Annotated in this window: 25 protein-coding genes and 2 pseudogenes; 2 read left to right on the top strand and 25 right to left on the bottom strand. The window is 68.1% G+C overall.

What is annotated here, in order from left to right; genetic code table 11:
• Window positions 1-9: 9 nt before the first annotated feature.
• The 20 genes from inhA to NC4_RS12660 form a co-directional block, all read right to left on the bottom strand.
• A complete protein-coding gene (gene inhA / locus NC4_RS12750; RefSeq protein WP_067536921.1) occupies window positions 10-864 on the bottom strand; it encodes an NADH-dependent enoyl-ACP reductase InhA in 855 nt (284 codons plus the stop codon).
• A gap of 216 nt (window positions 865-1080) precedes the next feature.
• Window positions 1081-1800 (bottom strand): 3-oxoacyl-ACP reductase FabG1, encoded by a 720-nt coding sequence (gene fabG1, locus NC4_RS12745; RefSeq protein WP_067536918.1) that lies wholly within the window; start codon window positions 1798-1800, stop codon window positions 1081-1083.
• 68 nt (window positions 1801-1868) lie between these two features.
• Window positions 1869-2873, bottom strand: coding sequence for a VWA domain-containing protein (locus NC4_RS12740; RefSeq protein WP_067536915.1), 1005 nt, complete (start codon window positions 2871-2873; stop codon window positions 1869-1871).
• Window positions 2870-3838 (bottom strand): DUF58 domain-containing protein, encoded by a 969-nt coding sequence (locus tag NC4_RS12735; RefSeq protein ID WP_067536913.1) that lies wholly within the window; start codon window positions 3836-3838, stop codon window positions 2870-2872. Before NC4_RS12735 ends, NC4_RS12740 begins: the two co-directional genes overlap by 4 nt.
• A gap of 34 nt (window positions 3839-3872) precedes the next feature.
• Window positions 3873-5060, bottom strand: coding sequence for an AAA family ATPase (locus NC4_RS12730; RefSeq protein WP_084528978.1), 1188 nt, complete (start codon window positions 5058-5060; stop codon window positions 3873-3875).
• A gap of 168 nt (window positions 5061-5228) precedes the next feature.
• Window positions 5229-6086 carry a short-chain dehydrogenase/reductase gene (locus NC4_RS12725; protein ID WP_067537960.1) on the bottom strand — a complete coding sequence of 286 codons (858 nt, stop codon included), beginning with the start codon at window positions 6084-6086 and terminating at the stop codon, window positions 5229-5231.
• Between the two features lie 158 nt (window positions 6087-6244).
• Window positions 6245-6574 carry a plasmid stabilization protein gene (locus tag NC4_RS12720; protein WP_067536908.1) on the bottom strand — a complete coding sequence of 110 codons (330 nt, stop codon included), beginning with the start codon at window positions 6572-6574 and terminating at the stop codon, window positions 6245-6247.
• A 42-nt stretch (window positions 6575-6616) separates the two neighbouring features.
• A complete protein-coding gene (locus NC4_RS38905) occupies window positions 6617-6793 on the bottom strand; it encodes a PepSY domain-containing protein (RefSeq protein ID WP_169814783.1) in 177 nt (58 codons plus the stop codon).
• Between the two features lie 92 nt (window positions 6794-6885).
• Window positions 6886-7323 carry a VOC family protein gene (locus NC4_RS12715; protein ID WP_067536906.1) on the bottom strand — a complete coding sequence of 146 codons (438 nt, stop codon included), beginning with the start codon at window positions 7321-7323 and terminating at the stop codon, window positions 6886-6888.
• A 122-nt stretch (window positions 7324-7445) separates the two neighbouring features.
• Window positions 7446-8309 (bottom strand): MerR family transcriptional regulator, encoded by an 864-nt coding sequence (locus tag NC4_RS12710; RefSeq protein WP_439957501.1) that lies wholly within the window; start codon window positions 8307-8309, stop codon window positions 7446-7448.
• 23 nt (window positions 8310-8332) lie between these two features.
• Complete coding sequence (locus NC4_RS12705) at window positions 8333-9856, bottom strand: flavin-containing monooxygenase (protein ID WP_067536904.1); 1524 nt, start codon at window positions 9854-9856, stop codon at window positions 8333-8335.
• Complete coding sequence (locus tag NC4_RS12700) at window positions 9853-10773, bottom strand: ferritin family protein (protein WP_067536902.1); 921 nt, start codon at window positions 10771-10773, stop codon at window positions 9853-9855. The genes NC4_RS12705 and NC4_RS12700 overlap by 4 nt, the downstream gene beginning before the upstream one ends.
• A 1-nt stretch (window position 10774) precedes the next feature.
• Window positions 10775-11671, bottom strand: coding sequence for an SDR family NAD(P)-dependent oxidoreductase (locus tag NC4_RS12695; protein ID WP_067536900.1), 897 nt, complete (start codon window positions 11669-11671; stop codon window positions 10775-10777).
• Between the two features lies 1 nt (window position 11672).
• The gene (locus tag NC4_RS12690) at window positions 11673-12602 is read right to left on the bottom strand and encodes an alpha/beta hydrolase (RefSeq protein ID WP_067536898.1); all 930 of its coding nucleotides are present in this window, start codon (window positions 12600-12602) and stop codon (window positions 11673-11675) included.
• Window positions 12603-12744: 142 nt separating this feature from the next.
• Entirely contained in the window at window positions 12745-14055 is a 1311-nt protein-coding gene (locus NC4_RS12685) for a HAMP domain-containing sensor histidine kinase (protein ID WP_084528972.1), read from the bottom strand.
• Complete coding sequence (locus NC4_RS12680) at window positions 14055-14804, bottom strand: response regulator transcription factor (protein WP_084528970.1); 750 nt, start codon at window positions 14802-14804, stop codon at window positions 14055-14057. Before NC4_RS12680 ends, NC4_RS12685 begins: the two co-directional genes overlap by 1 nt.
• A gap of 14 nt (window positions 14805-14818) precedes the next feature.
• Window positions 14819-16318 (bottom strand): alpha/beta fold hydrolase, encoded by a 1500-nt coding sequence (locus tag NC4_RS12675; RefSeq protein ID WP_067536892.1) that lies wholly within the window; start codon window positions 16316-16318, stop codon window positions 14819-14821.
• Between the two features lie 134 nt (window positions 16319-16452).
• Window positions 16453-16977, bottom strand: a complete 525-nt coding sequence (locus NC4_RS12670) for a hypothetical protein (RefSeq protein WP_157554628.1) — start codon at window positions 16975-16977, stop codon at window positions 16453-16455.
• Complete coding sequence (locus NC4_RS40140; RefSeq protein WP_157554626.1) at window positions 16950-17111, bottom strand: hypothetical protein; 162 nt, start codon at window positions 17109-17111, stop codon at window positions 16950-16952. Before NC4_RS40140 ends, NC4_RS12670 begins: the two co-directional genes overlap by 28 nt.
• A gap of 352 nt (window positions 17112-17463) precedes the next feature.
• Window positions 17464-18270: a thioesterase family protein gene (locus NC4_RS12660; protein ID WP_067536886.1), complete on the bottom strand. Its 807-nt coding sequence runs from the start codon at window positions 18268-18270 to the stop codon at window positions 17464-17466.
• 724 nt (window positions 18271-18994) lie between these two features.
• Between NC4_RS12660 and NC4_RS45115 the strand changes: the two genes are divergently transcribed.
• Both NC4_RS45115 and NC4_RS12650 read left to right on the top strand, forming a co-directional pair.
• Entirely contained in the window at window positions 18995-19285 is a 291-nt protein-coding gene (locus NC4_RS45115) for a M23 family metallopeptidase (protein WP_439957500.1), read from the top strand.
• A gap of 13 nt (window positions 19286-19298) precedes the next feature.
• Window positions 19299-20340: pseudogene (locus NC4_RS12650) on the top strand (LLM class F420-dependent oxidoreductase).
• 23 nt (window positions 20341-20363) lie between these two features.
• Here NC4_RS12650 and NC4_RS12645 read toward each other — a convergent pair.
• The 5 genes and pseudogenes from NC4_RS12645 to NC4_RS45110 all read right to left on the bottom strand — a co-directional run.
• Window positions 20364-21011 carry a TetR/AcrR family transcriptional regulator gene (locus NC4_RS12645; protein ID WP_245721653.1) on the bottom strand — a complete coding sequence of 216 codons (648 nt, stop codon included), beginning with the start codon at window positions 21009-21011 and terminating at the stop codon, window positions 20364-20366.
• Between the two features lie 34 nt (window positions 21012-21045).
• Window positions 21046-22518 carry a flavin-containing monooxygenase gene (locus NC4_RS12640; protein ID WP_067536883.1) on the bottom strand — a complete coding sequence of 491 codons (1473 nt, stop codon included), beginning with the start codon at window positions 22516-22518 and terminating at the stop codon, window positions 21046-21048.
• A complete protein-coding gene (locus NC4_RS12635) occupies window positions 22515-23372 on the bottom strand; it encodes an SDR family NAD(P)-dependent oxidoreductase (protein ID WP_067536881.1) in 858 nt (285 codons plus the stop codon). Before NC4_RS12635 ends, NC4_RS12640 begins: the two co-directional genes overlap by 4 nt.
• Window positions 23356-24255, bottom strand: a complete 900-nt coding sequence (locus NC4_RS12630) for an alpha/beta fold hydrolase (protein ID WP_067536879.1) — start codon at window positions 24253-24255, stop codon at window positions 23356-23358. The genes NC4_RS12635 and NC4_RS12630 overlap by 17 nt, the downstream gene beginning before the upstream one ends.
• Window positions 24252-24815, bottom strand: a pseudogene (locus NC4_RS45110) (cytochrome P450); the annotation flags it as partial. The gene NC4_RS12630 and the pseudogene NC4_RS45110, both read right to left, overlap by 4 nt.
• Window positions 24816-24818: the final 3 nt, after the last annotated feature.

Below are 24818 nucleotides of genomic sequence, written 5' to 3'. Positions count from 1 at the left end.
CCTTCGAAATCAGTGGGCGGCGGATCCGTTGGCGGCGAAGCCGTCCGCGGGGAACCAGGTGTTGTGGCTGGCGCCGCCGTCCACGTAGATGATCGAGCCGGTGGTGCCGGGCAGCCAGTCCGACAGCAGCGCGCACACGGACTTGGCGACCACGGTCGGGTCGTCGACATCCCAGCCGATGGGAGATGCGCCGTCCCAGTAGGTGTTCAGCATGTTCAGCTGCTTGGCGTCATCGGTGGCGGTGCCCGCGATGGCCTTGGCGGCGAGGGTCTTGATGGGACCGGCGGCGATCAGGTTGGAGCGAATCTTCTTGGCCTCGCCCACTTCCCGCGCCACATAGCGGTTCACGGCCTCGAGGGCGGCCTTGGCCACGCCCATCCAGTTGTAGTACGGCATGGCGGTGCGCGGATCGAAGTCCATGCCCACGATGGAGCCGCCCTCGTTCATGACGGGCAGCACGGCGCGGGCGAGGGAGGCGTAGCTCCAGGCCGAGATCTCGAAAGCCTTGGCGGCGTCGGGACCCGGGCCGTCCAGGAACGGCTTGGCCTCCGGTCCCATGAGGGTGCGCGGGGCGAAGGCGATGGAGTGCAGGACGCCGTCCACGCCCTCGGGGGCGAGCTCACGCAGCTTCTCCGGCAGGGCCGCCAGATCCTCTTCGCTGGTGACGTCGAGGCCGATGGCGGGGGGCACTTCCTGCGGCAGGCGCTTGGCGATCCGGTCGATCAGCCGCAGCCGCTCCGGAATCCCGGTGATCAGGACCTTGGCGCCCTGCTCCTGCGCCTTGGCGGCGGCATGGAAGGCGATGGACGAGTCGGTGATGATGCCGGTGATGAGTACGGTCTTGCCTTCGAGCAATCCACCCATGGGTTGGTCGCTTCTCCTCGTTCGAAGTAGTGGCGGGGGCCCAACTCTCGGGGCTCTCAGGGGCTTCGCCCCCGAACCCCCGAGGGCCGGATCTGTCTCTCGGGACTCTCACGGGCTCCACCCCGAACCCCCGAGAGCGGGCCGGATCTGTGTCGCGGAACCTCTCCAGGGGCTTCGCGCCCGAGGACCCCGGAGATGGGTCGAATTCGGTAAAGCCTAGTGGCCCATGCCCATTCCGCCGTCGACCGGGATGATCGCGCCGGAGATGTAGGAGGCGTCGTCGGAGGCGAGGAAGCTGATCGCGGCGGCGACCTCGTCGGCCTGGCCCATGCGACCGGCCGGGATGACCTTGAGCGCGAATTCGCGCATCTCGTCGGTCATCTCGTCGCGGGTCATATCCGTATCGATCAGGCCGGGCGCCACCACGTTAGCGGTGATGTTGCGCGAACCGATCTCGCGGGTGATGGCGCGGGCCATGCCCACCAGGCCCGCCTTGGAGGCCGCGTAGTTGACCTGGCCGGGAGCGCCGCCCTGGCCCACGACCGAGCCGAGGAAGATGATGCGGCCCCACTTCGCGCGCAGCATGGCGCGATTGGCGCGCTTGGCGACTCGCCAGGCGCCGGTCAGGTTGGCGTCGATGACATCGGTGAACTGGTCCTCGCTCATGCGCATGAGCAGCGTGTTGGCCACGATGCCCGCATTCGCGACGACGACCTCGACCGGGCCCTGCTTCGCCTCGACCTCGGAGAATGCCTGCTCGACCGATTCGGTATCGGTCACATCGCATTTAACCGCGAGCAGGCCCTCGGGCGCACCCGAACCGCGGTGCGTGACGGCAACCTTGTGGCCGTCGGCGAGCAGGCGCTGGGCAACCGCGAGGCCGATGCCGCGGTTTCCGCCGGTCACCAGTACCGACCGGGGTGTGATGTTCGACATAGAAGCAAACCTATCTGTTCGTGTTCGGGACTCGGCGCGCGGTACCGATTTACGGGCAGTTACGGCGTTTACGGCAAACGCTGACGATAGAGCAGGGCGGTCACCGCGCCGGAGGCGGTCAGCAGCAGACCGAGCAGCAGCCACGGCCGGCTCGCATCACCCATCGTCATCTCATAGCCGATTTGTTGCTCGAGTGTGTCGTAGACCGCGGTGAGCTCTTCCAGGCTGGAGGCAGTGTAGAAGTCTCCACCGGAGAGTCGCGCGATCTCGCGCAGCGCGTCGTCGTCGACGGGTACGCGCACCCGCTGCGAGCCCTTGCCGTCCTGGTCCGGGATCTCGACGGTGCCCCAGGTGGTGCCGAACGAAATCGTCGAGACCGGAATGCCTTTCTCCTTCGCCAGACGCGCGGCGGTGAAGCCGTGGCGGGGATTGTCGACATCCTTGTCGTCCGGAACGGTCTGCTTACCGTCGGACATGAGCACGATGCGCGCGGGCGGCGGGGTCTCCGCACCGCCCAGCACCGAGGCGAGCGTATCGATGGACTGCAATCCGGCGAGGATGCCCTCACCGGTGGCGGTGCGCTCGGACAGCTTGATGTTGTCGATAGCCGCCTTGACGGCTTCCCGGTTGGTCGTCGGCGACATCTGCACCGAGGCGGTGCCCGCGAAGGTCACCAGGCCCAGATTGATTCCGGGCGTGAGCCCGTCGGCGAATTCCTTGGCCGCCTTCTGCGCGACCTGGAGGCGGCTGGGCGGCACATCCGTGGCTTCCATGGACAGTGATACGTCCATGACCAGCACCACGGTTGCACGGTTGCGTGGAACCTTCTTGGCCGCGGTCGGACCCGCCGCCGCCACGGTCAGGAAAACCAGGCCGACCAGCATGAGCGCGATCGGCACATGCCGGAATCGGCCGGGCTGGCTGGGCGCGACCTTCTCCAGCATCTCCATATTGGAGAAGCGCAGCACATGCTTGCGCCGCCGCTGCTGGACCAGCACGTAGATCAGCGCGATGAGCGCGACCACGATCAGGAAGGCCAGCCAATACTGCGAGGTGAAATGCGAAATGCTCACTGGCGCGGCACCCTCCCGGCATTCGGGGCGCCGAAGGTATGGCGCCGGGTGGACACGAACCGGACCACATCGGCGATCCAGTCCCGATCGGTTTGCAGTTCCATGACCGGCGCACCGCAGCTGCGCAGCGCCAGTTCGACCTGATCGCGGTGCTTCTGCGCGGCCTTGGCGTAATCGGCGCGCAGCGCGGGGGTCGTGCTGAACTCGCGGGTGCGCCCGGTTTCCGGATCGTGCAGCACCACATCGCCGATATCGGGCAGCGAGATATCGCGGGGGTCGAGCACCTCGACCGCGAGCAGATCGTGGCGCCCGGAAATGGCGCGCAGACTGCGCTGCCAGTCGATGGCGCCCAGGAAATCGGAGATGACCACGGCCAGACCGCGTTTGCGCTGCGGGCGGCGCAGGGCCTCGATGGCGCCCTGCAGATCGCCGCGCACGCCGTCACGGGCGTGCGGGGTGGTGGCGATCTTCTTCAGCATGGTCTGCGCGTGCACGCGGCCGCTGCGGGCCGGAATGCGAATCAGCTGTTCGCCATTGGCGACGACCGCGCCGATCCGGTTACCGCCGCCGCTGGTCAGATGCGTGACCGCCGCGGCGGCCGCCACGACGAGATCACGCTTCTGGCAGGCGGCGGTGCCGAAGTCGAGGCTGGCGGACAGGTCCACCACCAGCCAGGTCTCCAGTTCACGGTCGGCGATAATCTGCCGCACGTGCGGATGGGTGGTACGGGCGGTGACCGACCAATCCATCTGCCGCACATCGTCACCCGGCTGATACATGCGGGCATCGCCGGGTTCGGAACCCGGGCCCGGAATCAGGCCGAGGTGATCGCCGTACAGCACGCCGTCGAGGCGGCGGCGCACGGTGAGTTCGAGGGTCTTCAACGCAGCCGACAACCGCGGGTCGGTCAGCTCCCCCGCCCGGAAGGAGGGCGGGGCGTGTGAGGAACCGCTGGGGGATGACATCGTCACGGGCGCAACCTATTCCGAGGCTCGCGCCTCACTTGGGCTGCGGCTGGCCGGGCACCCCGGGCATCTGTCCGTTGGGCGGCTGCGGGACGGCCGGGGCGCTCTGCGGCGGCTGCGGAATGCCGCCGTGCGGGCCCATGGCCGGGGCGGCGGGCGCGGCAGCCGGAGCGGGCATGGGGGCGGGCGCGGCGGAACCGCCGGGCGCGACGGCCTGCGCGGCCACCTGCGGCAGGCCCACGGTCTGCAGCACGCGGCGGATCACATCATCGGGGCTGACCTCGTCGGCGAGGGCGTCGTAGGACAGCACCAGGCGATGCCGGAGCACATCCGGAATCACCTCGACGACGTCCTGCGGGACCACATAGTCACGGCCGCGGATCAGCGCCACCGCGCGGGCGGCGGCGATGATGCCGAGGCTGGCGCGCGGGGACGCGCCGTAGGCGATCCACCCGGCCACATCGTTCATGCCGAATTCGGCGGGCTTGCGGGTGGCGGCGATGACGCGCACGACGTAGTCGACCAGCGCGTGGTGCACGAAGGTGCTGGCGGCCAGCTGCTGCAGCCGCACCAGCTCCTCCGGATCGAGAATGCGCTTGGGCTCCGGCGGTGTGACGCCCATCCGGTAGATGATCTCGCGCTCCTCCTCGACGGAGGGGTAGTCCACGACCACCTTGAACAGGAAGCGGTCGCGCTGCGCCTCGGGCAGCGGGTACACGCCTTCGCTCTCGATGGGGTTCTGGGTCGCCATGACCAGGAACGGATTCGGCATCGGATAGGTCTTGCCGCCGATGGACACGTGCCGCTCGGCCATCACCTCGAGCAGCGCCGACTGCACCTTGGCGGGCGCGCGGTTGATCTCGTCGGCGAGGACGAAGTTCGCGACGACCGGGCCGAGTTCGGTATCGAACTCCTCGCGCCCCTGGCGGTAGATGCGCGTACCCACGAGGTCGGTGGGCACCAGGTCCGGGGTGAACTGGACGCGGGAGAAGCTGCCGCCCACCACCTTTGCGAAGGTCTCCACAGCGAGGGTCTTGGCAATGCCCGGAACACCTTCGAGCAGTACGTGACCCCGCGCGAGCACGCCGACCAGCAACCGTTCGACCAGCCGATCCTGACCGACGATCACCCGTTTGACTTCGTAGATCGCCTTCTCCAGGGTCTGGACATCGCGCTCGAGGGTGCTGGGTGCCGGCTCCTTCGCCGTGCTGACCGTGCTCACACCATCTGTCGAAGCCACCAATTTCCCCGCTTTCGCCTCAGTCTCTGTGCGTTCCGCCCCAACTATTCCAGGTATCCGCGACTATTGCCGCACCCGGTTGGGATCAAACGCCCGTGTGCGCCTGTCGGGAGGTCCCGCGGGCGGGGTCGCGGACTGCTGCGGCGTGTCTCAGGTCGAGGGCCGGGGCTCCGAATTCGCTCGGTCTCCTTCTTTGACCAGGTCTCTGATCAGTGGTAATCGCGACATGACGAAGTCGACGGCGGGATTCACCACGCCGCGCAGCAGGGACAGCGCTTCCCATTGCCGGGGTGCGACAACCTGGGCGGCGCGCTGCTCGATACCGCGCACCAGCGCCTCGGCGCCTTGTTCCGGGGTCAGGCGCTGATTCAGCGGCCACGGCACCAGGCTGGTGCCGCGCACGCCCAGCGGATCGGTGGACTCGTCGAAGCGGACCATATCGGTGTCGACGAAGCCGAAATACACGACCGAGGCGCTCGCCCCGTGCGGCGCCAATTCCACCCGCAGCGCCCGCCCGAACTGTTCGACTCCGGCCTTGCTGGCGGCATAGGGCGCGACGAACGCGCCCTGGGTGAAGGCGTAGATCGAGGCGACCAGCGAAATATGCCCGCGCCCTTCGAGAATGTGCGGCAGCGCGGCATGGGCGGTGTTGTAGGCGCCGAGCAGATTCACCCGCACGACATTCTCGAACTCCTCGGGGCGTATACCGCGCACCGTCGCCAATTTGGCGGTGACGCCCGCATTCGCGACCGCCACATCCAATCGCCCGAATTTCGCGACGGTCTCCTCGACCGCCTGCCGCATTGCCTCCCGATTCGCGACATCCGCACCGAGGCCGAGCACACCGTCGCCCACATTCGCGGCGACCGCCGCCGCATTGTCCGGATCGCGGCCGACAATGGTCACGTCCGCGCCGCGCGCCCGCAGCGCCCGCGCCGTCGCCAATCCGATCCCGCGCGTTCCGCCGGTCACCAGCGCGACCCGGCCGTCCAGATCGAAGCTGCCCACGAGCACTGCTCCCTCCCGGTCCACGACCGGTATCGATGGGTGGGCGAACAGCTCCGGGCGCCCGGACTATGGCTCTCTCGGGGGCGAATTATAGAGCGCCACAATTACTTTCGCAGGGCTTCGGGAATCGCCGGGCGCTCCCCCCGCCGCGATTCGGCTCAGGCCTTGCCCAGCGCCTTCGCCAGCTGGGCCTTCGTCATTTTCGAGCGCCCTTCGATGTTCTTCTTCCTGGCCTCGTTGTAGAGCTGATCGCGCGTCGGCCCCTTCGGGCCCTGACGCCCCGAGCGCTGCCCGCCGCGCTGTTGCGGGGATTTGTCCTCGATCGAGGTGCGGCTGGCCGTCGTGGTCTGCCCGGCCTGGGCGCGGTTCTTGTTCACCGTGCGCGCCGCGATCTCCTTGGCGCGCTTCTTGCTCGCGCCGCGGTCCTCGGCCGAATCCTTGATGTGCTCGTACTGGCGTTCTTGCTTATCGGTCCATTCCTCGGGCATTTCGCACCTCCCGGGTCGTATTCGCCGCCCGCCCAGCCGGAATCAGGCGGCGCTCTCCTCGATCGAGATCACCATGCCCGTCATGGCATCGACCTCGACTTCGTATTCGGTCCCGGTGCGGGTCCGCACGTCGATCTCCCACGCCGGGCTGCCGTCGAGGATTGCACCGCATGCGAGTCGGCGCAGGCCGTCGGTACCGCGATGATTGCTTACCGTCATGATGTCCTCCTCGTTCCCTGATCCTTTCGACGGAACTACCACCATTTCGGGATTTCATGCGGTGCTGGCCTCGACGAAGTCTCGAGGCGGGCCTACCCGATGCGCTCCGCGAGCCCGACGAGGATGCCCTCGGGGCCGCGCAGATAGCACATCAGCCAGCTGTCCTCGATGCGGGTGAGCTCGCCGACCAATGCCGCGCCCCGGGCCTGCAACCGGGCCAGTACATCGTCGATCCCTTCGACAGCGAACATGAGGCGGCGGATACCGAGTGTGTTCACCGGCGCGTCGGGCTGACCGGCGACCGCCGCCGGTTTCAGATAGCTCGCCAACTCGAGCTTGTTGTGTCCATCCGGAGTCCGCAGCATCGCGATCTCGACCCGTTGGCCGTCGAGCCCGACAATGCGATCGGCCCAATCGGCCTCGAGCACCATCCGCGCCTCCACTTCCAATCCGAGTTCGACGAAGAACGCGATGGTCGCGTCCATGTCTTCGATGACAATGCTCACGTTGTCCATGCGCAGCAGCGTCATTGCGGGTTCCCTTCCGTCCGTGCGACCCCGTCGGCCGCCATCCACCACAGGGACGGAGCTAGCGAGCCGTTCTCGACATACCCTGCCCGGCGGTGGCCACGGCCGCCACGAAATCGCGTGGGCTACTCGGGTGGCGGTTTCGCGGCGCCCCGTTGTTGGCCGGCCGTTTCCAGGTAGGCGCCCAGTTCGCGCTGCAAGGTCTTGTCCAGGGCTTGGGCGAGGCTGTGCTGGACGGCGGTGACGCTGAGTTCACGGAGGTGGTTGAGCATCTTGGTGGTGGCGGCTACCTTGACGTCGGAGTCGGGCAGCCAGCCGGGGCCGTGGTCGGCGACGATCTGATTCTTGGCCGCGGTCACCATGGCGCGGGCGATGTCCTCCACACGGGCGGCCACCGCGGCGTAGACGTCGATGAGGCCGTTGAGGCCGTAGCCGTACTCGTGCAGGGTGGCGAAGGTTTCCAGCATTTCGGGCTGAGTGAATTCGACGGTCTCGTCGTGCAGCCGGGCCAGACCGAGTTCGGCGAGGCGCTCGAGTTCGCTGCCGGTGACCGGCGCTCCGTCCGGGCCGCCCAGGAAGGTGTCGACCAGTTCGCGGGGAACCTCCAGGGGCTCTTCGGTTTTGCCCCAGGTGGCGGTGACGGCCTGTTGCAGGCCGAGGACTTCGCTGAGATCCTTGCCGGTCTCCCAGCTGGTGATGAAGTCGGCGATATGGGAGGTGGTGAAGCCGCGTTGCAGCAGGGAGTCGATGATGCGCAGGCGGGCTAGGTGGGAATCGTCGTAGATGAGGGCGCGGCCGCTGCGGCGGGTGGGCGTGGGTAGTAGGCCGCGTTCCTGATAGGCCCGCACATTGCGGGTGGTGGTGCCGGCGGCACGGGCGAGATCGTCGATGCGGTACTCCGCCATCCTGGTCTCGCCCTCCCTGCCTCGCGGTTGCCGGTCGATGATGCGCAGCGCCCACGCCCCGGTGCGGGTGAGCACCGAGGGCATGGGCGGCACACCTCGTGTCGACATTAGCCGAGAGCGGGGATTGTTCCGTGCGTGGCGCTCGGGGCGGCGGCCGAGTCCCGGGGTGTGAGGACGTAGTCCTCGAGCCGGACCCGAGCCAGCTGCCGCACGAACTGGGTGCCGAAGCCCGGGTACATGGTGGCGTTGAAGCCGTCCTCGGTGAGATACCAGCTGCGGCAGCCGGAATTCCAGGTGGTGGCGTGCAGCCGCTGCTGGATGCGCGCGTTGTAGCGGTCCTGCCGGTCGCGGCGCACCTCCAGCATGCGCAGATCCCGCGCCAGCAGTACGCCGATGGCGTCGGTGAGGTATTCGATCTGCGCCTCCATGTAGACCAGCGCCGAATTGTGCCCCGGTCCGGAGTTCGGCCCGAAGGTGAGGAACAGATTCGGATAGCCTGCCACCGCGACGCTCTTGAAGGCGTAAGCGCCCCTGCGCCATTCGTCGCCGAGTACGCGCCCGTCGCGCCCGGTGATCGGAATCGGCGCACCGGTCTTGGAGATGTCGAAGCCGGTGGCGAACACGATGCAGTCGAAGCGGTGCTCGATGCCCTCGGCCGTGCGAATGCCCCGCGGGCACAGCCGCGCGATGGGCCAGGTGACCAGCTTGCAGTTCTCGCGTTGCAGCGCCGGATAGTAGTCGTTGCTGATCAGCAGGCGCTTGCATCCGGCCCGGAAATCCGGTGTCAGCTGGCGGCGCAACCACGGATCACCGACCTGGGATCGCAAGTGCAGCAGGGCAACCGATTCGACCACCCGGGTCAGCGGGGTATTCCACACCACGCCCAGCGCCACCGACTCGTGCCCCCAGAACCAGGCGTCGCGCGCCAGCTTCTGCGTGACCGGCGCCTGCCGGTACAGCTGTTTGGTCAGCGGAGTGGTGCGCCGGTTCACCCGCGGCAGCACCCAGCCGGGGGTGCGCTGGAAGACCTTCACCGACGCCGCCCGCTCGACCAGTTCCGGAATGATCTGCACCGCACTGGCTCCGGTGCCGACCACGGCCACCTTCTTGCCGGTGAAGTCGTAGTCGTGATCCCAGCGCGCGCTGTGAATCTTGTGACCCTCATAGGTCTCGATGCCCGGAATATCGGGCAGGCTCGCATTCGACAGCGGCCCGGAGGCGACGACGACACTGCGCGCCTTCACCTTTCGCCGCGCCTCCGCGAAGCGGATCTCCCACAGCCCGCTCGCCTCGTCGAATTCCAGCCCCGACACGGTGTGGCCGAATCGAATGCTGGGCCCGATGCCGAACTCCGCCACCATGGCCTCGATATAGCCGAGGATCTCCCCGCTGCCGGAGTAGGTGTGCGACCACTCCGGATTGGGCGCGAACGCATACGAGTACAGCCGCGACGGAATATCGCACGCCGCACCGGGATAGGTGTTGTCGCTCCAGGTGCCGCCCACCCGGCTGTCCCGCTCGAAGATCGCGAATTCGGTAATGCCCTTCTGCCGCAGCCGGATCGCGGCGCCGATGCCCGCGAATCCGGCGCCGATGATCGCCACGTCCAGTGGCTTCGCCGCGGGGCTCATGCGACCGGCTCGTAGGTGAGTTCCTTCGACCACGTGGGCTGTGCTTTCAGGAAGCGCTCCGGAATGCGGGCGGTCAGCCCGACCATGGCGTCGGCGAACAGATGATAGGGATGGTCGCGGTCGATCACCCAGCTGGCGTGCATCTTCACGATCCGGTACATGGGCACCCGATTGGCGATCGGCGTGCGCTCCCCCACCGCCCGGAACCGGCGCATGGCGGCGTACAGCTTCTCCTCGTCGACGCCCATCTCGACAATGTTGTCGCGCATCTTGTTCAGCAGCGGCACATAGCTGAGCACGCCAACGATGAACGACGGTTTGGCCCAGCCGCCGACCAGGTCGATGGCGAGCTTGCGCACGGTGGCGTGCCCGAGCAGCTCCATGACCGCGTAATCGGTGGCCAGATGCCGGGATTCGTCGGCATTGATCTTCTTGAACACCTCCTGCGCGACCGGATCGGAGATCTCGTCGGTGATGAACTTGATGAGCGCGCCGTCCAGGGCCACCTCGAGCATGGGAATCACGGTGCCCAGGAACGACAGCGACATATCGTCGGCGTGCTTGTCCAGGAAGTCGATGACGAGCTTCACATTGATATTCGGCTCCGGGATCTCGTCGCCGTCGAGCATGCCCCACCGCCGCATGAGGGCCAGTTCGGCATTGGCGTGCCGCTGTTCCTCGGCATGGAAGTACTTGTAGATCTGCTTGAGCGTCTCCGTGGGCGCTTTCTGCGCCATGGCCGCGAAGCCGCGCGCGCCGACATTCTCGATCCACATGAGATCGGCCATGAACGGCTTCAGCTTGGCGTGCAATTCGGGCTCGATGAGCTCGGCGCCCGGTGCGTCCCAGTCGATATCGGCCAGCGCCCACTGCCGGGACGCGATCTTGGCCAGCATAGTGTCGAAGTCGAAGGACATCTCAGGCTCCTGTCTTCTCGAAACGTGCCCCTGTTTCGGCCGAGTCCTGTTGCGGTAATGGGCGATTCAGTACGCCGAGGGCTTGGGTGTAGAGGGCCGGGAACTGCCGCTTGAGCAGCCAGACGGCGTGGGCGTCCAGCTGCGGCAGCACATAGAGGCGGCCGTGATCGTGGGCGTCGAGGGTGGTGCGGGCGACCCGCTCGGGCGTAAACCCGGTCCGGCGCATGAGCTCGTCCGCCAGGCGCGAGGAGGCCGCGCCGATCCGACCGTCGCGCACCACATTGGTCTTGACGAAGGTCGGGCACAGCACGGTGACCGCGACGCCGGTGCCGGACAGTTCGGCCGCCAGGGTCTCCGACAGCGACATCACCCCGGCCTTGGACACGTTGTAGACGGCCATCCCGGGCGCGGCGGCGAATCCGGCGGCGGAGGCGACATTGATGATGCCGCCGCCACCGGCCGCGCGCAGTTGCGGCGCGAAGATCTCACAGCCGTGCACCACGCCCCACAGGTTGATGCCGAGAGCCCACTGCCAATCGTCGAACCCGATGTCGCCCAACGGTTTTCCGCTGATGCCGACACCGGCGTTATTGACGACCAGCGTCGGCGGGCCGTCGAAGGCCAGTTCGGCATGCGCGGCCATGCTCTCCACATCCTCGCGGCGCGCCACATCGCAGAACACCGCGTAGGCGCGGCGGCCGTGGGTGCGTTCGATGAGCCGCACCGTGTCGTCGGCGCGGTCCTTGTCGATATCGGCGCACAGAACTTCACCGCCGCGCGCGGCGATTTCGAGGGCGAAGGCGCGGCCGATTCCGCTGCCCGCACCGGTCACGACCGCTTTGGCGCCCACCGATCGCCGGTCGACGAAGACCGGCAGGACACTGTCGAGAATTCCCATATCAACCCACCTCCGCCCGGATCGGCGCATCCGCTTCGGCCAGCGCGGCCGCGACGAAGTCCCGGGTGCGCCGAAGCGCCTGTGCCGCTTCGGGAACCAGCAGCGGCAGGGCCTGGAAGACGTGAATGCGCCCCGGCCACAGCTCCAGATCGCAGCGCACACCGGCGGCGACCGCCATCTCGTGCAACTGCCGGGCGTCATCGGCGAGCATCTCCCCCGCGCTCGCCTGCACCAGCAGCGGCGGCAGCGCCGCCTCCGGCGGTATGCGCAGCCGCAAGCGCGGCGAATCCACCGGTTGCCCTTCGGTATAGAGCTCGATGAGCCGCCGTCCCACCGGCGCCGGAGCCATGGGGTCGGGTAGCTCGCGGTCGCGGCGCTCGGCCAAGCCGAGGGTGAGATCCATGACCGGCGAATACATGAAAACGCCCGCGGGTTGCGACGTTTCGTCGCGCGAGTTCTGCAACAGCAGATCCAGCGCCAGATGCCCGCCCGCCGAATCCCCGCCGATCACCAGGTTCTCCGCCCGGAACCCCTGTGCGAGCAGCCACCGATACCCGGCCTCGACATCATCGGCCGCGGCCGGAAACCGGTGTTCGGGCGCGAGCCGGTAATCGATCAGAAAGACCGGCAGCCCGGTCACTTTCGACAGTCGCGAGGCCAGCCCCCGATGCGTACGCGCCGAGCAGACGACATATCCGCTGCCGTGGATGTAATAGATGGCCCGTTCACCGTGCGCCACACCGGCCGCCCGGACCCATTCGCCCCGCACCGCACCCGTTCGCACCCGCGTGACCCGGGTGCCCGGCAGCGGCGGCCCGAAGGCGGCCATGACACCGGCGATCAGCCCGCGCCCAGCCTGGGTTCCCACCCGATTGGGCGGTAGTACGCCATTGATCCGTCGCAGGCCGACCACCGACGCGGCCGCCGCCACCCTCGCTTGCCGCCACCCTCGCTTGCCGCGAAGCTGTTGCGGGGACCTTCGCCGAGCCGAAGGTCGCCGTTGACCCTGTTCTCGTCATGTCTAGAGAATCAGTTACCAATGTGCCACTTATCAATGGCACATTGGTAAGTGTTTACGCGGTGCCGGGTGGGAGGCGGAATCCGACTTCCGCGCCGCCGCCGGGGTGATCGGTGGCGAAAACGGTTCCGTCGTGGGCGGCGATGATGTCGTGCACGATAGCCAGACCCAGGCCCGAACCGGGTGTGGAGCGAGTGCGATCGGCGCGGTAGAAGCGGTCGAAAATCGCCTGGCGGTCGGCCGGATCGATACCCGGACCGTGGTCGCGCACGGCTAGGCGGGTGCCGTCGATGTGAATGGCGACCGCGGTGTCGGGCGGGCTGTATTTGGTGGCGTTGTCCAGGAGGTTGTCCACGACGCGGGCCAGGGCTTGCGGGCGGGCGGTCACCGTCGCCGGGGAGTCGGCGGTGAGGGTGATGGTGCGGCCGGTGCGGCGGCGGAAGCGCTGCGCGCAATCCTCGGCGAGGTCGGCCAGGGCTACGGCGGCGGGTTCTTCGGCCGTGTGCTGATCGGTGGCCAGGTCGACGAGTTCGCCAACGAGGGCGTCGAGGGCTTTCGCTTCTTGGACAAGGGTTGTCAGGACCTGGGTTTCGTCGGCGGGGCTGAGTTTGCCGCGCGCGCGTTGCAGTAGTTCGGCGCTGCCGCGCACCGAGGTCAGCGGGGTGCGCAGTTCGTGGCCCGCGTCCTGGACGAGGCGTTGCTGCTGGGCGCGCGACATGCGCAGGGCGGCGAGCATGGTGTTGAAGCTGCGGGTGAGGTCGCCGACCTCGCCGCTGCCCGGATCGGGTAGCAGGGTGGACAGGTCCTGGGTCGTGGCAATGCGGCGGGTCGCGGTGGCGAGCCGATGGATGGGGAGCAGGATGCGGCCGATCAGCAGCCAGCTCAGCACACCCACCGCCAGGACCGCGAGTGCGGTGATTCCCGCTGTGCGCCACAGGAATTCATTGTCGATGCGTTCGACCTCGGTGTAGTTCTGGCTGACCATGACCGCGCCCCCGCCGCCCGGGCGGGCCTTGGTGAGCACGCCGTAGGCAATGCCGTCGATGACGATCTCGGTATCGGCCGAGCCGTGTCCGGAGGCGGCGATGGCGCGGTCGGCGTCGGTGACCGGCAGTGGTGCGCGGCCCGGTGTCAGGGGCCGCACGGTGCCGTCCGGAAGCAGCAGTTGCTCGGTCATGTCCGGGCGGACGGGCAGTGCCGCGCCCGCGTCCAGAATGGCCAGCACCGTATCGGCGCGGTCGGACAGGCCGCGATCGATTTCGGCGGCGACCACCGGGGAGACACTACGGTAGGCGGTGATCACCGAGACCAGGATGGCGGTGATCACCGCGGCGACCGCGACGGCGGTCAGACGTGCCCGCAACATCACGGCACCCGCACGGTGTAGCCGACATTGCGGACCGTGTGGATGAGCCTGGGCGCGCCGTGCTGTTCAGTCTTGCGGCGCAGGTAGCCGATGTACACATCCAGCGAGCGGGATTCGGTGTCGAAGTCGAAACCCCAGATGTGTTCGTAGATGCGGCTTCTCGACAGCACGACGCGTTCGTTGAGCATGAGCAGTTCGAGCACGTCGAATTCGGTGCGGGTCAGTTCCAGGAGTTCACCGCCGCGACGGGCCTCCCTGGCCGCCGGATCGAGCACCAGATCGGCGACGACGAGCAGCCCGTCATCGGGGTCCTGGCCCGGATCTGGTGCGCTGCGGCGCAAGAGCGCCCGCAGCCGCGCCAGCAGTTCCTCGGTGTCGAAGGGTTTGGGCAGGTAGTCGTCGGCCCCGGCATCGAGCCCGGCGACCCGGTCGCCGACCTGGTGCCGGGCGGTGAGCACCAGGATCGGCAGCCGGTCGCCGCGGCGGCGCAGCATCCGGCACAGCGACAGTCCGTCCAGGCGCGGCATGGCCACATCCACCACCGCCAGGTCCGGGCGCTGCCGTTCGAGGACTTCGAGGGCCTGCTGGCCGTCGGCGGCGAGCACCACCTGGTAGCCCTCGAAGCGCAGCAGCTGATCCAGGGTGGAGCGCACGTTCGGATCGTCCTCGACGATGAGCACCAGCGGCGCGGGTCTCGGGGAGTTTGCGGCAATCACCGGGCTATTGTCGTCGGTGGTGGCTGCGGTCATCGAGATCGGCCCGCTCAGTTGGTGACCGGAGCCACCGCGATGGGCGGAATCGCGGCCACGCAGTCGGTGGCGGTGGTTGCGCCGGTGCGAATGAATTCGCTGATGATGCCGACGACGCAGCCGCTGGGTTCCATGTCCGGCACGTGACCGGTATTGGGGACCGAAATGAAGGTCGAGCGCGGGAATTTGGCGGCGGCGAGCTTGCCGTTCGCATCCGGGGTGATGGCGTCGAGGTCACCGGAGATCACGAGAACCGGCACATCGGGCATGGGGTCGGTCACCTGATCGGGGCGCAGGTGGTCCTGCACGCCGGGCCAGCGGATGCACGAATCGCCGCCGTCGCGCTGTGCTTCACCCCAGCCTTCGGCACTGAACGCGCCGATGCCCGCCGGGGCCTGGGCCAGGGCCTCGCGGTACTGCTGTTCGCGCTGCGGGATGCTCGCCCGCGGCGACCACAGCGGAGCGTAGTCGTTGCAGGTCACCGTGACATAGGCGCTGATGTTCTCGTAGGCGGGATCGGCCGTCGTGGCCTTCACGAATTCGGCCAGCTTGCCGTCGTCACCGCGCGCCGCGGCATGCAGGGCCGCGGGCAGGCTGCCCAGCGGTGTCATGGCCTGGGGGTTCGCACCGACATTCGAGGTGGCGGCCTCGAAGATCAGGTTGCCGAGCTTGCCCTCGGTCAGCAGCACCGGGCGGGTCGATTCCACGGTGATGGGCTGCGTGCGCAACCGCTGGAGCACCGTCGTCAGGTCCGCCACCGCGGTATTGCCGTCGCAGGCCCCGCTGCGTTCGCAAATCCGTTGCAGCGCAATCGAAACCGCCTCGCCGTTCGGGCGCTGCAAGCGATCGAAATCGTGGGGGTAGGCGCCGGAGAGCACCATCGACTGCACGGTCTCGGGGTGCCGCTGGGCGTAGACCGGGGTCAGGTAGGTGCCGTAGGAGATGCCGTAGAGCACCACCTTCGGAATGCCGAGATGCGCTCGCACGGCATTGAAGTCGTCGGCCGTGGCCGCCGAGGTGTACCCGGCAGCGCGCTCCCCCAGCTGTTCACCGCAGCGCCCCACCGCCGTTCGCTGCTCCTCGCGGGTGCCGAACTGGAAATCCGTTTCGCCCACACCGCAATCCAGCGGGCTCGACAGCCCGGTCCCGCGCGGATCGATCAGCAACAGCGAGTGATCGTCGAGCACTCCTTGCGAGAGCGCCACGGCCTCGGCCGCGTGCGAGATGAGCGGCACGCCGGGCCCGCCGGGATTCGGCACGATGGTTCCCTGGTTCGGGGCGTCGCCATTGCCCTGCCGGATCAGCGCATAGTGCACGTCGACCTGGCCCAGGCCCGGCTTTCCCTCGACCAGCGGCCGTTGCACCACACCGCAATCCACCTGATGCCCCGCGACCGTCGGGCACCATTCCGGCGCGGCGACCGCGGTCTCCCCGCTGGAGCATCCCGTGATCACCCCGCCCGCCAGGACGGCGGCCAAGGCCAGGCCCACCGCTGAACGCACAACCCCGCGCATACAGATCACCTTCTCGATCCCGCTTCCGGCACCTGACCGGAATGTCGAGAGCGATCTTGCGCACCGCACGTCAGAGCCACCGCAAGCCAATGGCAAAAGCGTGTAAGAATCCGCGGGGCGTGCGATTCCCGGCTTTACGTGAGGTTGCCGTCGATACAGAGGCTCGCCGAACGCCAGGTCGGTCCGGGCTGGGCCTGGCCGTCGAAGGACCAGGTCGATACGGCGGCGGGCATCCATTGCAGACTGCCGTTCGCGTGCCGGACGACCTGGTAGACGCCGTAGGCGCCGGGGACGAGCTGGGCGCCGACGCAGTAGTCGGTGTAGCTGGTGCCGGGCTGCCGTGCGCCCGCGCTGAATCGACCTGCGGGCGCCGTGGCGGCGCCCGGGTTGGACACCGTGGCGGGTCGGTCCGTGGCAGCGCCGCGGAACCAGTACGGGTCGCTGTCCCTTGTGCCGCATCGGTATTCGTCACCGCCCGCGACGATGCCGGTTCCTGGCGCGTAAGCCGTTCCGGCCCAGAGACATCCGCTGACCGGAACCGTCGCTCGTCCCTCGGCCTCGGCGGGCGCGGCGAAGGGAATCAGCACGCCTCCGAGCGCCGCGAACGCCACCGTGGCCACCGGGCCGCCGGTCAGCACCACGCCGCCTGCGGTCGGCACACGGCCCAGCCGCCGCCGTCGGGCGACTGCGTCCTGGTCAACGTCGCACTCGTGCCGCCGCCGGTGGACTCGTTCCGCTCGGGTTGCGGTGCGGTCCGGGCCAAGTAGTCGCGCAGCGCGTTCGCGTGGTCCATCTGATCCAGCGGATTCGCATCGCGGTGGTGGTTGCCGAGTGGGTCGATCGCGTGTGCCCCGGTCGTATCCCGTTGCGAGGCACCGGGACCCGGCCGCGAGTCCGCGACAGCGGCTCGGCCATGGCCGGACCCGCCAGCACGGCCGCCGCGGCGGCCGCACCCGCGACCTGTCCGACAATGATCGCGGATCTCCTGAGCACCGAATTCGATCGACTTCTCCGCATGGGCGCCATTGCCTCTCTGCTCACTCGCACCGAAACTATCTACGTACTTCCATAGTAGAAAATCTACTGAGTAAGTACGTAGATGGCGCTGAGAACGTCCTGAGAGCCGAGGTGGCGCGGGTCACGCCCTACGGAATGAGAGCGAGCTGGCGGGATTGGGCCACCAGAGCGCCGGTGGAATCCCAGATTTCGAAGTCCTCCTCGTGGAAGCCGTCGATGAGGTAGTTGGTGACGATGCGGCAGCGCAGCCAGCCCGGGGCGGGGCGGCGGCGAATGTGGACGGTGACCTCGATGGTGGACGAGCCGGGGACACCGAGATCGAAGACGACCGGCGCGGCGGCGTCGACCAGCAGGGCCAGAGCAATGGGGTCGGCGGGGCGGCCGTCGGTGAAGCGGGTCCAGCATTCGACGCTCGTGGTGCCGCCCGGCACGCCGCGCCAGAAGCCGGGGAGTTCGGGCAGGCGGAACTCGACGCGGTCGGCGATGGTCGCGCCGCCGGGGGCGGGGCCCATGCCAGCCATCGGGTCGACGCACTCTTCCGGGGCGGGCAGATTCGGCGGGTCGTTGCGGACCAGGGTGCGGCCGTCAGCGGCGGCGAGATCGGTGAAAGTGGCCAGGACGCGGATGATCTCGCGGTCGTCGCGGGTGAGGACGGCGAGACCGGTGCCGGTGCGGCGCCCGATGCGGGCCACATCGGTGCGGATGCGGGCCGGGCCGGTACTGCCGGGGCGCAGGTAGTGGGCGGAGGCCGACAGCAGGTCCGGTTGCGGGATCTCGTGGCGGAGCGCCTGCAGGCAGGCGGCGATGAGGTAGCCGCCATTGGCATTGCCGCCGAAAGTCTTCCAGCGCTCGGATACCTCGAGGGCGTAGTCGTGGTCGCCGAGGCGGGTGCTCGCGGTATCGGCGTCGAAGGCATGGGACGCGGTCGCGGTCATGGAAAATCCTTTCGTCCGCAACATGATCGGACGGGCCCGGGACCTGCGTCGATTACGTGGGAGGTAATGCCGACACCGGCTCGTTCGAGACATTTTCGAGGAAACGGCAACGAAATGATCACGGCTGGGTACAGTTTTTTGAAACGTCGACCCTCCAAAGAATCGAACGTTGGCCGGAGTTCCGCAGGACTCCGCTGATCCACCTAGGACGTGCTGTGCCGCTTCATCGAGATACCCCCGGTTCCCTGTCCGTCCAGGACCTCCTCGGCGCGATCGACACCGGTTCCGCGACAAGCCATCGCGCGGAGACCGGTCCGTCGTGGCGAGCGCGTTCCGTGTCCGGCGCCGCGGTCGCCGCGGGCGCCCTGCTCGCCACCAGCGTGCAGTTGACACCGGCCGCCGCCGCGCCGCCCGTGGAGGAAGTCGCTCCCGAAATACCGGATGCCGCACAGGAAGTCGCGCCCGCCGCGGCGCCGGTCGAGGCGCCGTTCGGATTGGCGAACCTCCCCGCGGAGATCCGCGGCCCGCTCGCGCAAGCCGAGCAGGCCATCAAGGGATTCCAGGAGCAACTGGCCCCCCTCGCGCCCGCCCTGCCGCAGATCTCGGCCCCGCCCGCCGTCCTGCCGGTGGGCGGCGCCATCGCTCCGGCTTCGGAAACCGCTGGGGCTCATTCCATTACGGCGTCGATATCGCCGACGCCCTGGGCACCCCGATTCACTCCGCCATGGGCGGCACGGTGGTCGAAGCCGGTCCGGCCTCCGGCTTCGGCCTGTGGGTGCGGGTCCTCCAGGACGACGGCACCACCGCGGTCTACGGCCACGTCAACGACATCTACGCCCAGGTCGGCCAGCGCGTGAACGCCGGTGATGTGATCGCCTCCGTCGGCAACCGCGGCCAATCCACCGGCCCGCACCTGCACCTCGAGATCTGGGACCAGAACGGCAGCAAGATCGACCCGGTAGCCTGGCTGGCCGCCAACGGCGTTCTCATGGAACAGCATTGGGGCGCCGACTGACCGGAGCCCATCCGTGCGGACCGGCATCTTCCTGAACTACGCCGACGACTTCCTCGAGGCCGTCGACACGGTCGTCGAACTCGAACGCCTCGGCGCCGACATCGTCATGGTCGCCGAAGCCTACGCCTTCGACGCCATCAGCCAACTGGGCTTCCTGGCGGCGAAAACCTCCCGCATCGAACTCGGTTCGGGCGTAGTCCCCATCTACACCCGAACCCCCACCCTCCTCGCCATGTCCGCCGCCGGTCTCGACTACATCTCCGACGGCCGATTCCGCTTGGGCATAGGCACTTCCGGCCCCCAGGTCATGGAGGGCTTCCACGGCGTCCCCTTCGACGCCCCCCCTGGACCGCACCCGCGAGATCGTCGACATCTGCCGCCAGGTATGGCGGCGAAAGCGAGTCGTCCACGACGGCAAGCACTATCAACTCCCCCTGCCACCCGACCGCGGCACCGGCCTCGGCAAACCCCTGTACCTGATCAACCACCCTGTCCGAGACCGCATCCCCATCCACATCGCGGCCCTCGGCCCACAGAACGTCGAACTCACCGCCGAGATCGCCGAAGGCTGGCAGCCAGTGTTCTTCGATCCCGAAAAGTTCGACCAACTCTGGGGCGACTCACTCCGCGCAGGCTACGCCAAACGTGATCCGTCCCTAGGCCCGCTCGACATCATGGCTAGCGCACCCCTGGCCATCGGCGACCACGTAAACGACCGATTGGCCTCGGTAAAACCACAACTGGCCCTCTACGTAGGCGGCATGGGCGCCCCCACCCGCAACTTCTACCGCAACGTGGCCGCCCGTTACGGCTTCGGCGACATCGCCGACCGCATCCAAGAGCTCTACCTCGCAGGCAAGAAATCCGAGGCCACCGCGCTCGTCCCCGACGACCTCGTCCGCGCGATCTCGCTGGTCGGCCCGCGCCCCTTGATACGGGACCGTCTCGCCGCCTACGCCGAGGCCGGAGTCACAACCTTTCTCCTGCAACCACTTTCCGGTGACCGCCGCGAACCCCTCCGCTTCGTCGAGGAACACCGCAACCTGCTCCCTTGAGCCGCATCGCCGAAACTGGGTGCTCAGCTCTGGTGGGTTGGTTCGTCGGGGTGCTGGTAGCGGGGGCCTACGACGGCGATGGCGTTGTCGACGGCGATGTCGATGATGTTGCGGATGTCTTCGCCTGCTTCGACGGTGGAGGCTATGAGTTCGCGGAAGCCGCCGTAGAGGAAGGCTGCGGTTCGGCGGTCTACGCGGTGGACGCCGGGGGCTTCGAAACCGGAAGTGGCGGTGAGTCTTTGGATGAGGTCTATGAAGGCTTCACCGGCGCCGTGGTGGAGTTTGGCGGCGGCTTCGCCGAGGGCGGGGGTGTCGCGGATCCAGGCGAGGGTGATGGTGGGGTCCTGACCGGAGGAGTCTATCCAGGCGTGTATGGCTTGGCGGACCTGGGTGCGCCAGGGGGCGGACGGGTCGACGGCTTCGGCTATCTGCTGGACGGTTTCGGTATTGCGTTCGGTGAGCAGGGCGATGAAACAGTCCTGCTTGCTGTCGAAGTGCTCGTAGAAGGTGCGACGTGAGGTGCGGGCATTGCGGACCACGTCGGCCACGGTCGTCTCGCGGTAGCCGCGCTCGCGCACGGCCTCGGCCATGACTTCCAGGAGCCGACGCCGGAAGGCCGATTCCGGCGCGGGCTCGGTAGCGGTGCTGGTGGCAGGCTCGGCGCGGGTCACGAGCATTAGATTAGTTCGCCCATCGCCGGGCCCCTCACGGCGTGGCGGGCACCGGCGCATGGTCGGCATGCGCGAAGCGGATGGTGCCGTCCTCGATGCGGCCGTGGCGCAAGGACAACACATCGTGGGCGTAGTTCATGCCCAGTCGCCACGGGCGGCGCGAACCGGCGGACGGGAAATGGTGGATGGAGCGCTGGACATAACCGGATTGGAAGTCCAGCAGGGGCGCAGGGGCGATATCGGGATCCGGCCAGGGGGTGCACTGGTCGTAGCCGTTGGCGTCCATATGGCGCAGCAGGCGGCACACGAATTCGGCTGCCAGGTCGGCTTTCAGGGTCCAGGAGGCATTCGTATAGCCGATGGTGAAGGCGAAGTTGGGGACTCCGCTGAGCATCATGCCCTTGTAGGCCATGGTGCCGGGCACGTCGACGGCGCGGCCGTCCACGGCGAACTCGACGCCGCCGAAGGCGAGCAGTTGCAACCCGGTCGCTGTCACCACGATGTCGGCGGCCAGCTCGGCCCCGGAGGCCAGGCGCATCCCGTCGGCGGTGAAGCGGTCGATGCGGTCGGTCACCACCTGAGCACGGCCGGAGCGGATGGCCCGGAACAGGTCGCCGTCGGGCACCAGGCACAGCCGTTGATCCCACGGGTTGTAGGTCGGTTTGAAGTGGACGTCCACCTCGTATCCGGTGGGCAGTTGCGCGGCCACCTGCTTGCGAATGAGCTCGCGGATCATGGCCGGACGCCGTCGGCTGAGCTGATAGATCAGCGTACTGATCAGGACGTTCTTCCACCGGGTGATGGTGTAGGCGCGCCGCGGGCCCAGCCAGGCGCGCAGCCGCGTCGCCACGGCATCCTCGGTGGGGATGGACATGATGTAGGTCGGCGAGCGTTGCAGCATGGTCACCTGGGCCGCGGTGTCGGCCAGTGCGGGGACCAGGGTCACCGCCGTGGCGCCGCTGCCGATCACCACGATGCGCTTGCCGGTGTGATCCAGGTCGGCCGGCCACTGCTGCGGATGCACCAATTGCCCTCGAAAATCGTCGATTCCGGCGAAGTCGGGGGTGTAGCCACGATCGTAGGTGTAGTAACCGGTGCACATGTACAGGAATCCGCAGGTGAGCGTGGACGCGACGCCGTCGCGTTCGACCGTCACCGTCCAGCGCCGCTCGGGCGTCGACCAGGCGGCCCCGATCACCTTGTGCCCGAATCGGATTCGCCGATCGATCCCGGCATCGGCCGCGGTACCCCGAATGTAGTCCAGGATGGCGGGCCCGTCGGCGATGGCCGCGGCCTGCGTCCACGGCCGGAAACGGTAACCGAGAGTGTGCATATCGGAATCCGAGCGCACGCCCGGATAGCGGAACAGATCCCAGGTCTCGCCGATCGCCTCGCGCGCCTCCAGGATTGCGTAACTACGCCCCGAGAACGCGGCCTGCAGATGATGCGCCGCACCGATCCCCGACAGGCCCGCACCGACGATCAGCACATCGAAATGCTCGGTCATACCGTCGCTCCCGACTTGGCACGCGCTTCCAGCCGCCGCTGTAGCACCGCGATCACATCGAAGTAATGGGTCGGCGCGACCCGGGTGAGGACATCGAACAAGTACGCATCGGGACCGACCAGGATGCGCGCCTTCACGCGTTCCACACCCAGGCAGATGATTTCGGCCGCCTTCTCCGGCGAGGTCATGGTGATCGCCTCGAACTGCGCGGCCATCTGCTCGTGGGTGCGCCCGAGACCCTCCGGGTCCTTGCGGATCCGGGCATTGCGCGCGATATTGGTCGTGATCCCGCCCGGATGCACGGTCACCGCCGAGACGCCGGTGCCCCGCAGTTCCTGGCGCAGCGAGTCGGTGAACCCGCGCACCGCGAATTTCGCCGCACAGTAGGCGCTTTGATACGGCATGCCCGCCAGCCCGTACACACTCGAGGTGTTCACGATGACACCGCTATCCTGTTCGACCAGGATGGGCAGGAACGCCCGGGTACCATTGACGACGCCGTCGAAGTTGATCCGCCGCAACCATTCATCGTCCTCGGGCACGGCGTCGAGCACCGAGGACGACACCGCGACACCGGCATTGTTGAACACCGCGGCCAACGGAGCGGTCAGCCACTCCCGGACCTCGGCGGCGAAAGCCAGTTGATCGTCGGCATCGCGCACATCCAGCACCCGGGTGAACACCCGGCCGGACAGCCCGGCCGCCGTCTGCTTCAGCCCGCTCTCGTCGATATCGGCGATCGCCACCGGAGAGCCACGGCGCGAAAGCAATTGGGCCAGACCACGACCGATGCCGGAGGCGGCGCCGGTGATCATGACGGGATGGCCGGACAGCGGCCTACGGGTGCGGGGCATCGGAGCTCCTGGCGGTGCGGATATGGGTATCGAGCAGATCGGTGAGCGCGGGCCACACACCGGCGGGCAGGTCGTGCCCCCACCCCGGCAGCGTGCGCAACCGCGCGCCCTGGATGGCCCGCGCGGTGACGGTCGCGCCGGTCGGATTCACCATCAGGTCCCGGTCACCGTGCAGGACCAGGGTGGGGGCCACGACGGCGGCGAGTTCGGTTGTGCGGTCACCGGATTTGAGAATGCCCGCCAGTTGACGGCCCACGCCCGCGGCCGGTCGCGGATCGCGATCCCAGGTTATCGCCGCCGCGGCGCGCACCACATTCTCGTCGAACGGATAACCTCGCGAAGAGATGTAACGATACATGCGGACCGCGGCCGCGATATGTTCCTCGCGGGTGCGCGCCGGGCGGGCGAACATGAGCCGCCACGTCGACAGCGCGGGCCTGCCCACCCGGGCCGCTCCGGTGGTGGACATGATCGAGGTCAGCGAGGCGACCCGGTCCCGGTAACGGGCCGCGACGGTCTGCGCGATCATGCCGCCCATGGACATGCCGACCAGATGGGCGGACCGCACACCGAGCACGTCGAGCAGTCCCACGGTGTCGGCGGCCAGATCGCCGAGATCGTATTGCTCTGTGTGCCAACGCTTTCGCAGCATATCGAGCGGGCCAGGCGGCTGATGCGCCATATGGGTGGACCTGCCCACATCGCGATTGTCGAAACGGATGACGTCGTAGCCGCGCGCGGTGAGCAGCTCGCACAGGCCGTCCGGCCACTCGTGCATCTGCTGCCCGAGCCCGGCGATCAGGACCACCGGAATGTCACCCCCGCCCGGACTCCGATAACAGAGCGAGACACCACGGCCGACATCGGTGAACTGCTCCGTCATGCGGTCACCTGCGCGGATTCCGCCGCGGTGGTGGCATCCGCGCGCGGCGGTCGGCGGCGCACGATGGCGCGGCCCTTCTTGGCGGGCGCCAGCGCGACCCCGCGGAAATGGGTGCGCTCATCGGCGGCGGAGGTCGGTTCGAGCGTGAAATCCCGTAGCAGCGTGCGCAATACGATGTTCATCTCCATGGTGGCGAAGGCCGCGCCGATGCAGCGCCGCGCCCCGCCGCCGAAGGGAATCCAGTTCCAGGTGCCCGGCCGGACGCCGAGGAAGCGGTCCGGGTCGACCTCGGCGACCAAGCGCCGCAGCACATCCGGATGCCTGCGCAGTCGTTCGACGGTCCATGCCAATGAGGTCGCGGTGGTCTCGTGCCCGGCGGTGAGCAGGGTCAGCAGTTCGTCGGAGATCTCGCCGCGGGTCATGGCGGCGCCGTCGTCGTAGCGGGACTGCAGCATCATGGCCAGCACATCGTTGCGGTCGGCGAGCCGCTCGTCGGCGGCCGCGCGGCCGATGAGTCTGCCGACGATCTCGTCGTAGTGGCGGCGGTGGGCGCGGAAGCGGGC

The organism is Nocardia crassostreae, assembly GCF_001613405.1.
Taxonomy (GTDB): domain Bacteria; phylum Actinomycetota; class Actinomycetes; order Mycobacteriales; family Mycobacteriaceae; genus Nocardia; species Nocardia crassostreae.
Note: the sequence above shows the minus strand (reverse complement) of the source record. Positions and strands in the feature narration are given on the sequence as shown.

Bases quoted from the DNA above. Each gene is read 5' to 3' on its own strand.
- NC4_RS12735 (WP_067536913.1), bottom strand. From the start codon at position 3,838: ATGTCATCCCCCAGCGGTTCCTCACACGCCCCGCCCTCCTTCCGGGCG.
- NC4_RS12695 (WP_067536900.1), bottom strand. From the start codon at position 11,671: ATGGGAATTCTCGACAGTGTCCTGCCGGTCTTCGTCGACCGGCGATCG.
- NC4_RS12675 (WP_067536892.1), bottom strand. From the start codon at position 16,318: ATGCGCGGGGTTGTGCGTTCAGCGGTGGGCCTGGCCTTGGCCGCCGTC.
- NC4_RS12715 (WP_067536906.1), bottom strand. From the start codon at position 7,323: ATGACGCTGCTGCGCATGGACAACGTGAGCATTGTCATCGAAGACATG.
- NC4_RS45115 (WP_439957500.1), top strand. From the start codon at position 18,995: ATGGGCGGCACGGTGGTCGAAGCCGGTCCGGCCTCCGGCTTCGGCCTG.
- NC4_RS12680 (WP_084528970.1), bottom strand. From the start codon at position 14,804: ATGACCGCAGCCACCACCGACGACAATAGCCCGGTGATTGCCGCAAAC.
- NC4_RS12630 (WP_067536879.1), bottom strand. From the start codon at position 24,255: ATGACGGAGCAGTTCACCGATGTCGGCCGTGGTGTCTCGCTCTGTTAT.
- NC4_RS12660 (WP_067536886.1), bottom strand. From the start codon at position 18,270: ATGACCGCGACCGCGTCCCATGCCTTCGACGCCGATACCGCGAGCACC.
- fabG1 (WP_067536918.1), bottom strand. From the start codon at position 1,800: ATGTCGAACATCACACCCCGGTCGGTACTGGTGACCGGCGGAAACCGC.
- NC4_RS12635 (WP_067536881.1), bottom strand. From the start codon at position 23,372: ATGCCCCGCACCCGTAGGCCGCTGTCCGGCCATCCCGTCATGATCACC.
- NC4_RS40140 (WP_157554626.1), bottom strand. From the start codon at position 17,111: ATGGACCACGCGAACGCGCTGCGCGACTACTTGGCCCGGACCGCACCG.
- NC4_RS12720 (WP_067536908.1), bottom strand. From the start codon at position 6,574: ATGCCCGAGGAATGGACCGATAAGCAAGAACGCCAGTACGAGCACATC.
- NC4_RS12710 (WP_439957501.1), bottom strand. From the start codon at position 8,309: ATGCCCTCGGTGCTCACCCGCACCGGGGCGTGGGCGCTGCGCATCATC.
- NC4_RS12705 (WP_067536904.1), bottom strand. From the start codon at position 9,856: ATGAGCCCCGCGGCGAAGCCACTGGACGTGGCGATCATCGGCGCCGGA.
- inhA (WP_067536921.1), bottom strand. From the start codon at position 864: ATGGGTGGATTGCTCGAAGGCAAGACCGTACTCATCACCGGCATCATC.
- NC4_RS12700 (WP_067536902.1), bottom strand. From the start codon at position 10,773: ATGTCCTTCGACTTCGACACTATGCTGGCCAAGATCGCGTCCCGGCAG.
- NC4_RS12685 (WP_084528972.1), bottom strand. From the start codon at position 14,055: ATGTTGCGGGCACGTCTGACCGCCGTCGCGGTCGCCGCGGTGATCACC.
- NC4_RS12640 (WP_067536883.1), bottom strand. From the start codon at position 22,518: ATGACCGAGCATTTCGATGTGCTGATCGTCGGTGCGGGCCTGTCGGGG.
- NC4_RS38905 (WP_169814783.1), bottom strand. From the start codon at position 6,793: ATGACGGTAAGCAATCATCGCGGTACCGACGGCCTGCGCCGACTCGCA.